Annotated in this window: 1 protein-coding gene; it reads left to right on the top strand. The window is 29.3% G+C overall.

Going from position 1 to position 229, the window contains the following annotated elements:
• On the top strand, positions 1–229 hold a 229-nt coding region (locus tag ACRHOC_RS15320; protein WP_431159458.1), incomplete at both ends, for a hypothetical protein.

The raw sequence follows: 229 nt of genomic DNA on the forward strand, positions 1-229 counted from the left end.
ACTATTCTAATTATGATTTAGGAGCATCGAATAATGATATCACAAATAATCAAACGCTAACACAAGAAAATAAACTTGAAGATTCTGGTTTTAGAGTTGTTCTTACTAAATCTGTAAATGATAACCTTGTCATTAATAGTGACTACCAATTTATCGAAACAGGCGTTACAAATCTTGAGGATGTTACAAATCCAAATTTCTCAAGTTTAATTAAAGAAGTTGTGAGACT

The sequence above is a fragment of the Winogradskyella poriferorum genome (assembly GCF_050618035.1).
GTDB classification, from domain to species: domain Bacteria; phylum Bacteroidota; class Bacteroidia; order Flavobacteriales; family Flavobacteriaceae; genus Winogradskyella; species Winogradskyella poriferorum_A.